General features: G+C 72.6%; 8 protein-coding genes and 1 pseudogene. 3 read left to right on the forward strand and 6 right to left on the reverse strand.

Going from position 1 to position 8,944, the window contains the following annotated elements:
* Nucleotides 1-436 precede the first annotated feature (436 nt).
* Nucleotides 437-532, forward strand: a pseudogene (locus JWR81_RS04890) (DNA-binding response regulator); the annotation flags it as partial.
* A gap of 107 nt (nt 533-639) precedes the next feature.
* Here the strand turns inward: JWR81_RS04890 and JWR81_RS04895 are convergent.
* From JWR81_RS04895 to JWR81_RS04910, 4 genes are all read right to left on the reverse strand, one after another.
* Nucleotides 640-1,227 (reverse strand): CBS domain-containing protein, encoded by a 588-nt coding sequence (locus JWR81_RS04895; protein WP_297647055.1) that lies wholly within the window; start codon nt 1,225-1,227, stop codon nt 640-642.
* Between the two features lie 22 nt (nt 1,228-1,249).
* Nucleotides 1,250-1,813: a hypothetical protein gene (locus tag JWR81_RS04900; protein WP_297647057.1), complete on the reverse strand. Its 564-nt coding sequence runs from the start codon at nt 1,811-1,813 to the stop codon at nt 1,250-1,252.
* A 30-nt stretch (nt 1,814-1,843) separates the two neighbouring features.
* Nucleotides 1,844-2,752, reverse strand: coding sequence for a universal stress protein (locus JWR81_RS04905; protein ID WP_297647060.1), 909 nt, complete (start codon nt 2,750-2,752; stop codon nt 1,844-1,846).
* A gap of 488 nt (nt 2,753-3,240) precedes the next feature.
* Nucleotides 3,241-4,956, reverse strand: a complete 1,716-nt coding sequence (locus tag JWR81_RS04910; protein WP_297647063.1) for a GAF domain-containing protein — start codon at nt 4,954-4,956, stop codon at nt 3,241-3,243.
* Nucleotides 4,957-5,144: 188 nt separating this feature from the next.
* On the opposite strand from JWR81_RS04910, the gene JWR81_RS04915 reads away from it, so the two are divergent.
* Together JWR81_RS04915 and JWR81_RS04920 are read left to right on the forward strand one after the other, a co-directional pair.
* On the forward strand, nt 5,145-6,146 hold the full coding sequence (locus JWR81_RS04915) for a nitroreductase family protein (RefSeq protein ID WP_297647066.1): 1,002 nt from the start codon (nt 5,145-5,147) through the stop codon (nt 6,144-6,146).
* 134 nt (nt 6,147-6,280) lie between these two features.
* Nucleotides 6,281-6,598, forward strand: coding sequence for a hypothetical protein (locus JWR81_RS04920; RefSeq protein ID WP_297647069.1), 318 nt, complete (start codon nt 6,281-6,283; stop codon nt 6,596-6,598).
* Between the two features lie 476 nt (nt 6,599-7,074).
* Here JWR81_RS04920 and JWR81_RS04925 read toward each other — a convergent pair whose 3' ends face one another.
* Together JWR81_RS04925 and JWR81_RS04930 are read right to left on the reverse strand one after the other, a co-directional pair.
* Nucleotides 7,075-8,376, reverse strand: a complete 1,302-nt coding sequence (locus JWR81_RS04925; RefSeq protein ID WP_297647070.1) for a universal stress protein — start codon at nt 8,374-8,376, stop codon at nt 7,075-7,077.
* Nucleotides 8,370-8,944: 2-oxoacid:acceptor oxidoreductase family protein (locus JWR81_RS04930; RefSeq protein WP_297647073.1), on the reverse strand; the 575-nt coding region annotated here is incomplete at its 5' end. The genes JWR81_RS04925 and JWR81_RS04930, both read right to left, overlap by 7 nt.

The raw sequence follows: 8,944 nt of genomic DNA on the forward strand, positions 1-8,944 counted from the left end.
TCGTCGTCGGCGACGATGACGTCCGCAATCATCCGGGGGCCCACCGTGGAGACGCTGAAGAAGCGTAGGTAGCGATCGTCGACGGGGAGTGACTGGTGCAGCGCGTCGACCGCGGCCCGATCTCCGCGATCGAGCCGCCGGATCAGCGCGGTCGATCCGTCGGTGAGAAGGACGCGGGAACCGGCTGCGGGGGCCGGCTGCGGGGGCCGGCTGCGCTTCGACCGGGATGCTCATGCCCCCACAACACCCGATGAACGCACCCCGGCGTCAGGGCCGACAGTCCCTTGAGCGGGGTCCCGTCGGCCCGTCAGGGCGCCCGGGATCTCGGCCGTTGAGACAAGGGCCGAGAGTCGGCTTCGCATGGGGCCGGGCGGCGCTAGGTCTGGGCCAGGTGTCCATTCCGACGAGGGGCCGGCACCGCTGCGCAGGCCATGGCCGGCATCCCGCGCTGCGCCCCGACGCCGCGATCCCCGACGTCCGCCTGCCCGACGGCGAGGGCATCACCGTGTGCCGCGACGTCCGCGCCGCCGTCGTCGCTGTTGCACGAGCTCGGGTTCGCCCGCCGTACCGAGGCCGCCGTGCACACCACCGAGCTGCACCGCGGCAGCAGCCCGCGGCCGCGCTGAGGTCACAGGCCCCTCAACCGGAGAGGGTGGTGACCTGGACGTCGAGCACACCACGGACGGACGACGCGATGACCGAGGCCGCGTGCTGTTCGGCCGGGTCCCCGAACCGGTCGCCCAGCGTGACCCGGCCACTGTCCACCGCCACCTGCCATCGTCCGGGGCCGGCGTAGGTCTCCAGCTTGTGGCGCACGTCGGCGGCGATCGCGACGTCGGCTCGAGTCAGGGTGTCCACCAGATCGCGGCGGCTGACGATGCCCACCAGCCCCTCACCGCCGTCGACGACCGGTACGGACCGGATCCCGAGCCGGCGCATCTCTTCCGCGACGTCGGCGAGATCGGTCCACGGCACGGCGGTGACCACCGCAGTGGTCATGACCGCGGCCACGCGCATCGGAACGGTCCGGGTGAGCTCGTCCTGCAGTTGCGGTGAGCGGGCGTCATGATGCAGGCGGTCACGCAACAGGTCGGCCTCGGTGACGATACCGACGAGCTCACCGGATGTGTCGACCACGGGCAGGGCGGTGAACCCTCGCCCGGTCAGGACGGCAGCGGCGGCCCGGACCGGGGTGTCCGGGCCGACCGTCACCACCGGTCGGGTCATGACATCTCGTACCAGCATCTGGCTACTGCCCTCCGACGAGGCGGGTCCACTGTGGCCCGACGTGTTTCCATTCCCGTTCCCAGCACGCCGCGTTGACCGCGCTGGTCACCCTGTGTACCGCAGCCCACAGGACGGCGAGGGCGCAGGCGCCGGAGGTGAGGAGCCCGAAGCCGCTCATCACCGCCACCAGCGCGATCTCCGTGGGGTCGGCCGGTGCCGAGACCGCCGTCCCGTTCGTGTCGGTCCACACCGGGACGACGGCGCCCGCGGCCGTCCCCGGCATCGCGGGGGCCATCCCGACCATCGTGCGGCCGTCGGGCGCTGTCCAGGACGCTCGCGTCAGTATCGGCCCGTGTGCAGTCCCGTACTCGCTGATGACCACGGGAGCGGTCTCCAGCAGCGTCGCACCGACCCGGGTCCGGTCGACCGCCTCGGCGCGTGCCCGAGCGGTCTGCTGCGCATCGACGGTCCATCCGAGGACCCCGGACGCGAGCAGCACCAGCAGACCCGCGGCCAGCACGACCCATGCGGTCAGGTCCTCGGCCCGGTCGGTGCCCCGCCGGGGCAACGGCGTCGTCCTGGACACCCGTCGCTGATCAGGCATGACGCACCCGGTTCACGGCAGCGCGACGGGGGTGGCGGTCTCGGGGCGGATGACGGCGACGGGACACGGCGCGCGGTGGACCAGCACATGGCTGACGGATCCGAGGACCATTCCCGCGACCAGCCCGTGGCCACGGGAGCCGACAACCATCAGCTGCGCCCGCTCGGCCTCCCTGGCCAGGGCGCGGACGGGCCGGTCGTTCACGACGACGCGACGCACCGCGACGTCGGGGTACTTCTCGCCCCAGCCGGCCAGCCGTTCGGCGAGGATCTCGTTGGCGGCGCCCTCCACCGCCGCCAGCACGACCGGGTCCACCGGCACCGTCCCCACCAGCGGCGTCATCCAGGCATGGACGGCCACCAGCGGCGCGTGCAGCGCCGACGCGGTCTCGAACGCGAAAGCGATGGCGGCCTCGCTCACCGGAGTCCCGTCGACGCCGACCACGACGGGTCCCGCCGCGTCGGATGTCTCCTGTTCGAGGCCCCGGGTCACGACCACCGGGCACTCGCCGTGCGCCGCCAGCGCGGTCGCCACCGATCCCGCCAGCAGCTCGGCGAAGCGGGTCAGACCGCGGTCGCCGACGACGAGCATCTCGGCCCGGCGGGACTCGTCGCCCAGAACCTCGATCGGATACCCGACGATCAGCTGCTCCTCGATCTCGATGCCGGGAGCATGCCCCTCGGCGAGGTCGGCCGCCTCGGTGAGGAGACGCCGCCCGTTAGCGAGCAGGATGTCGTGGTAGTCCTCGCCGAGGCCTGGTTGGCCGACGACCCGGTCGACGGCCCAGTCGAAGGCGTGGACCAGCCGCAGCGGGGTGTGCCGGCGGGCGGCCGCGACGGCACCCCAGCGGACGGCGCGCAGCGCCTCCTCCGATCCGTCGACGCCCACAACGACGGTGCGTCGGTGGTGTTGTGCGGTCATGCTGTCTCTCCTCCCGGTGGTCGTACTGACGGTGCCTTGTTCCCAGTCGTGGCAAGCAGCGCCGCACGGCCTGACGTCAGGGGCCGTTCGCCCCTCTCCGACCAGCCGTCCGTCGGCGGAGGCAGTTCAGCCGTCGGGCCAGCGGCCGAACGCCCCGGATCCCGGCACCGGTCACTCGGAGGTGCTCTCGATCCGGGCGTGGTCGGGTGGCAGCACGACGGTGTCCTGGGTGTCGCCGAACCAGGGCACCAGGTAGAGCACGGGGCCGTCCCCCGTCGAGGACCTCGAGGATCCGGCGGTGCCTGCGTCCGGTCCGTGGTCGCTGCGGTGACCTGCTCAGCACGTTCTGCTCGCCCATGGCGCGACGTCCCTCTCTCGGGGTCCAGCTTCCTGCGCGGGGCGAGCAGCCGATCGCGGCGGAGGACCTGCCCGGGGAGTCCGGTCGGCCCCTGTGGACGGCTCGACGGTCCACGTCCCTGCCGGGGACCTCAGCTCAGAGGGACCCGCCAGGTCAGCCGTGTCCCACGGCCCGGCAACGCCGCTACGGCGAGATCGCCGCCGGATTCGGCCGCCCGGTCCTGGAGGTTGCGCAACCCACTGTGCGCTGCGGCGGGATCGATGCCGATGCCGTCGTCGACGACCTCGACCACCAGCTCGGGGCCGGCCTCGACGGTGACGGTGACCGACGCGGCCTGCCCGTGCCGGACAGCGTTGCTGATGCCCTCGCGGATGACGGCGACGGCGTGCGCTCCGATCGCTGCAGGAACGAGTGTGTCGACGGCGCCCGACGTCCGCACGGTCGGGCTGACCCCGGACCCGGCCGAGGCCTCGCGGGCGGTGTCGAGGATGCGCCGCCGGAGGCTCGTCTCGTCGCCACCATCGGCGGTGTGCAGGTCGAAGATCGCCGTCCGGATCTCGCGAACCGTGTTGTCGAGCTCCTCGACGGCCTGACCGATCCGCTGCTGCACCGTCGGGTCGGTGGTCTGGCGCAGCGTGCTCTGCAGCTGGAGTCCGGTGGCGAACAGCCGCTGGATGACGTGGTCGTGCAGGTCGCGGGCGATCCGGTCGCGGTCGGCGAACACGTCGAGCTGACGTTGGGCGCGGTTCCTCTCCTCCAGTTGCAGCGCGAGGACCGCCTGCTCGGCGAAGGACCTCAACAGCGGCACCTCGCTCGGCAGGTACCCGGGCCCGTCGACCCGGCGGAAGGTGATCAGCACCCCGATCACCGCTTCCTGCGACTGCAACGGCACCGCGAGCGTCGGCCCGTACACGGGCGGCTCGTCGGGCGCACCGGCCAGCGCGCCGGTCGGCGTGACCGCGAGTACCGCGGCGAGGCCCTCCACGACGTCGCGCAGCAACGGATCCGCGGCGTCCAGATGCTCACTGAGCGCGCCGGGCCCCTCGATGCCCGACCGTCCGCGCACGACGAAGTCCCCGTCTGCGCGGTCGGGCCTCAGCACGATGACGGTGGCGCCGGAGCCGGTCAGCTCGAGCGACCGCTGCGCGATCAGCTGCAACGCGTCGGCCTCACCGGCACCCGACAGCAGCTCCGCGCGGATCTCCGCCGCCGCCTCGAGCCACCGCTGGCGCAGCCGGGTCTGCTCGAACAGGTCGGCGTTCTGCACCGCGATCCCGGCAGCAGCGGCCAACGCCTCAACGACCACCTCGTCGGCCCGCGTGAACTCACCGCCGCCCTTCTTCTCGGTCAGATAGAGGTTGCCGAACATCGCATCGCGCACACGCACCGGCACCCCGATGAACGATCGCATGGGTGGATGGTGTGGAGGGAATCCGACCGCCGACTCGTGCGCCGCCAGATCGGGCAGCCGCAGCGGCTGCGGGTCGACGATCAGCTGGCCCAGCAGTCCCTTGCCCTCGGGCAGCGGACCCATCCGCGCCCGGGTCTCCTCGTCGAGCCCGACATGCAGGAAACGGGAGATCCCATCACCCGGCGCCAGCACCCCCAGTGCGCCGTAACGCGCGTCGACGAGGTCGACCGCCGACTGCACGATCCGGCGCAATATGGTGTCGAGCTCCAACCCCTCCCCGACGGCGAGGACGGCGTCGAGCAGTCCGTGCATCCGATCCCGGGTCGCCACGATCTCGGTGAGCCGCTCCTGCACCTCGCGCAGCAGCTCGTCGAGCCGCAACCCGGAGAGCAGGTTGGGCGTCGCTCGCGGCGACGACCGTTCATCGTCCACCATCACAGCTCCCGACCGTCGCTCTCGGAGTGGGCGCCAATGTGTCAGGCCCGGCGACACCCTCACAAGCAGGGCGGCCCAGGACACACGGTCGCGAACGGGGGACCTTCGGCCGTGTCGGTCCGAGCGCCGGTGCGCCACCGTGGTCGATCACCGGCACCCCGCCGGACGGCTCGACCCAGGACGTCGTGATGAACGAGATTCCCGCTGCCATCGGCCTGGCACCCGACCAGGTCGAGGGCCTGCTCACGGCTGCCGGCCGGGCACCGTCGCTGCACAACTCGCAGCCCTGGAGGTTCCGCGTCACGCCGCACATGATCGAGCTGTTCGCCGACCGGAACCGCGCCCTGCCGGTCATCGATCCCCGCGGCCGGGAACTGCGGCTCGCCTGCGGAGCCGCTCTGTTCAACGTTCGGTTGGCCCTGCACGGATACGGTGTGCGCCCGACGGTCACGATTCTCCCGGACCCGAACCGGCCCGATCTCATCGCCGAGATCCGCAACGGTGGCTCGAAGGCCCCCACCCCCGAGCAACAAGGGTTGCTGCGGGCGGTACCGCTCCGGCGCACCAACCGGCATCCCTTCAGCGACGCCGAGGTCTCCCCGTCCGAGCTCAACGCGCTGCACCGAGCCGCCCTCGAGGAGAACGCCTGGCTGCATTTCGTGCAGGAGCACGATGAACGCACAAACCTGCAGGACATGGCCTCGCGGGCCCATCGCACCCAGATGGGCGATCCCGCGTTCCGTACCGAGCTCGCGCAGTGGACCGCGGTCGCGCCCGATCGCGTCGACGGCGTCCCGGCGTCGGCGGGCGGCCCGCTACCGGCCCCGCAGCACCGCTGGGTGCATCGCGACTTCACCGGGGCTGCCGACGCCCGGACACCGGCGCCACCGTTCGAGGAGGAACCCGTGATCGCCGTCCTGACCGCGCACCTCAGCGGTGAGCGGGCGGAGATCCAGGCCGGACAGGCTCTGCAGCGCGTGCTCCTCACCGCGACAGTCGAAGGCCTCGCCGTGTCCTTCCTGTCCCAGATCGTCGAGGTGCAGCAGACCCGCGAGGAGCTCCGGCGTCTCGTCAGGGGCACCCACGCCCCCCAGGCGGTGTTGCGGATCGGCCATGGATGGCCGGTCACCGCCACCCGCAGACGGCAGGCGACGGACTTGCTCGGGCCCGTCCCCGTGTCGTTGTCGTAGCTTCGGTCGCAGGCAGCGCGGTCCGAAGTCCCAGCGGCAGGTGACCAACTCCTCGGTCGCCGCCATGCCCTGGACCGGATCGTTCGCCGTACCCGGGCGGCCGTCCCGGGCGCCGATCACGGGAAGGGAGTCCGATGAGCAGCGCACCTGATCTCGCCGCCGCGGTCACGCGCGCGCTGTGTGCACCTTCTGTGCACAACACCCAACCATGGCGCTGGCGCATCCGGACCGCCGCCGCCGAGCTGCATGCCGACCCGCGCAGACAACTCGACGCGACCGGCCCCGACCGCCGCGACCTCGTCATCAGCTGCGGGGCCGCACTGCACCACCTGCAAGTCGCCCTCGCCGCCCGCGACCTGGCCGTGGACTCGACCGCCTGCCCGACCCTGAGAACCGCGACAATCTCGCACCGTCACGATCCGGCTCGGACCGCCCGACACCACTGCCGCTGACCTCAACCGAGCGATCGAACTCCGCCGGACGGACCGCCACCGGATGAGCCGCCGCTCCGTACCCGCCGTCCATGTCCAGGTGCTGGGCGAGGCGGCGCGCGATGCCGGCGGTGTGGCCGTGCCGGTCGCGGCGGCGGTGTGGGGGCGACTGAGCAAAGCCCTGGAAGAGGCAGCCCGGCGTCAGTCGTCCATCCCCGGCTACGCGGCCGAGCTGCGGATGTGGTCGGACCGCTACGCCGCGGCTATGGACGGCATTCCGACCGGGAATGTGGCAGCTCCGCCGATCGGAGTGGACGGTCCCAGTCCCCTGCGGCGTTTCTCCCGCGGCCGGCTCCGCCGGCCCCCGGCCAGCGACGCTCACATCGGCCCCGATGACGCGGCTGGCCCACCAGTCTCGCCGAGGAGCTCCCCGCCACCACACGACGGGACCTGCACTCGGTGCTCCTCCCCCGTGTGAGTGGGCGGGGGACGTTCGTTCACGCCCGCTGCGGCCGGTCGTCGGCCGGAGAGGGCACGACGAGGACGGGACGGCGGCCGTCCCCGACGAGGCCGTGGGACACCGACCTGCGAACGAGCCGACCAACCGCAGCAGCGAAGCCCTCGCCCCGCGTCCCGACGATGATCATGAGTGCCTGCTGCTCCTCGGCAACGGTCGCGAGCAGGGTGACTGGGTCGCCGTGCCAGGCGTGGTGGCTCCAGCCCACCGGGCGGCCGGCCAGCACGGATCGGACGTGGTCGTGCTCGGCGGCCAGGGTCCGGCGGCCCTGCTGCTCCCAGTCGGCGGCATCGGGGTCGATCGGGTAGTCGCCGAGGTCGATCGCGTGCACCACGTGGAGGTGGGCGTGCAGCCGCATGGCGAGATCGGCGGCCACCTCCAGCGCCCGGTCGCTCGCCGGGTCGCGGGAGTGCCCCAGCACGAGAGCCGCCGCGGCCGGGCCGTCCGCACCGGGCGTCAGGACGCGCCGGCCGGAGCCGCCATTCGGGGGCATGATCAGCTCTCCTCGGGTTCCGGAGTGATCGCGTTGACCGCGACGACCTTGCCACCGGTGGCGCGCGTCGCGGCGTCGAGGACGTAGCGAGCGCCCAGCGCCTCCCCGCAGCCCCGGCAGGCGCGGTGACCCAAGGTCAGGGTGTTGGCGCGGTGCTCGTCCGCCTGCACCGTACGCTCGTCGGGGCCGAGCAGGCGGTTGCCGACCACGTGGGTGCAGGTCTGGAAGAACCGGATCGGCTGCACGGCCACGGTCACCGCTCCCCGCCGTGCGCGCGAGCTCGCGGCCCACCCGCGCGACGTCCAGGTCCAGCAAGGTCAGCGGCTCCAGCTCGTCCCGGGTGGCCCGCAGCAGCATCTCCCCCAGCGACTGCCGTGTGACAGCCTGCCCGCCGAGCCCCGCGACCACGGTGTACACCGGGACCGCCACGCCCGTGAGGGCCGCGCGCACGTCCGCGGCGAGGATGCCGCCGGTCCCGGGGGCCAGCGCCCGGTCGATCACCACCACCCGCGTCGCCGTGCGCAGCGCGGCATGCACCTCGGCGAACGGGAACGGCCGGTAGGAGGTGATGCCGAGGACGCCGACCCGCTCGCCCCTGCGGCGCAGCTCGTCGACGGTGTCTTCGAGCGTGCCGAGCACCGAGCCGAGCGCGACGACCACCGTCGCGGCGTCGGCGCAGCGGTACGTGTGCATCAGCCCACCGGAGATGGGGTATGCCGAGATCACCTCGGGCCGGCAGGCCGCCACCGCCTCCGCCACCGCGCGCGAACCCTCGATCTGCCTCAGCATGCCGCCCTGCTCCTCTCTTCGACGTCGAACGCGGCCCGGGCCGCGGCCGCGTTCCCCGCCGCCACCGATCCGGTGAACTGCTCGTGAACGGCCGCCGCGATGCTCTCGATCGACACCTGCCCGGTGAGCGCTGCGAAAGCCCCCAACAGCGCGGTTCCCGGCATCGGCCGGCCGAGGTGCTCGGTGGCGATCCGGGACGCCGGCACGATGACCACCCGTCCCAGAGCCAGGCGGCCGACGACGCTGCCGATCCCGAGCTCGGCGGCGGCGCGCGACGAGTTGATCAACAGGTAGCCGTCAGACCGGAGCCCGGCGAACACGTCGAACTGGTGGAGCAGGGTCGCGTCCTGCACGATCAGGGCGTCGGGCGCCACCACCGGCTCCCGCGACCGGATCGGGCCGTCGGCCAGCCGGCAGAACGCCACCACCGGAGCACCGGTGCGCTCCGAGCCGAAGCTCGGGAACGCCTGGGCCTGCCTGCCGTCGCGAAATCCCGCCATCGACAGCAACGCCGCTGTCGTGACCACGCCCTGGCCACCACGCCCATGCACCCGCACCTCGAACATGA

Origin of the sequence: Pseudonocardia sp., from assembly GCF_025965585.1 — a bacterium.
Lineage (GTDB): Bacteria > Actinomycetota > Actinomycetes > Mycobacteriales > Pseudonocardiaceae > Pseudonocardia.

What these genes read in the sequence shown, in the direction of transcription:
- JWR81_RS04895 (WP_297647055.1), bottom strand. Translation starts at nt 1,227, where the DNA reads ATGACCCGACCGGTGGTGACGGTCGGCCCGGACACCCCGGTCCGGGCC.
- JWR81_RS04905 (WP_297647060.1), bottom strand. Translation starts at nt 2,752, where the DNA reads ATGACCGCACAACACCACCGACGCACCGTCGTTGTGGGCGTCGACGGA.
- JWR81_RS04910 (WP_297647063.1), bottom strand. Translation starts at nt 4,956, where the DNA reads ATGGTGGACGATGAACGGTCGTCGCCGCGAGCGACGCCCAACCTGCTC.
- JWR81_RS04915 (WP_297647066.1), top strand. Translation starts at nt 5,145, where the DNA reads ATGAACGAGATTCCCGCTGCCATCGGCCTGGCACCCGACCAGGTCGAG.
- JWR81_RS04920 (WP_297647069.1), top strand. Translation starts at nt 6,281, where the DNA reads ATGAGCAGCGCACCTGATCTCGCCGCCGCGGTCACGCGCGCGCTGTGT.
- JWR81_RS04925 (WP_297647070.1), bottom strand. Translation starts at nt 8,376, where the DNA reads ATGCTGAGGCAGATCGAGGGTTCGCGCGCGGTGGCGGAGGCGGTGGCG.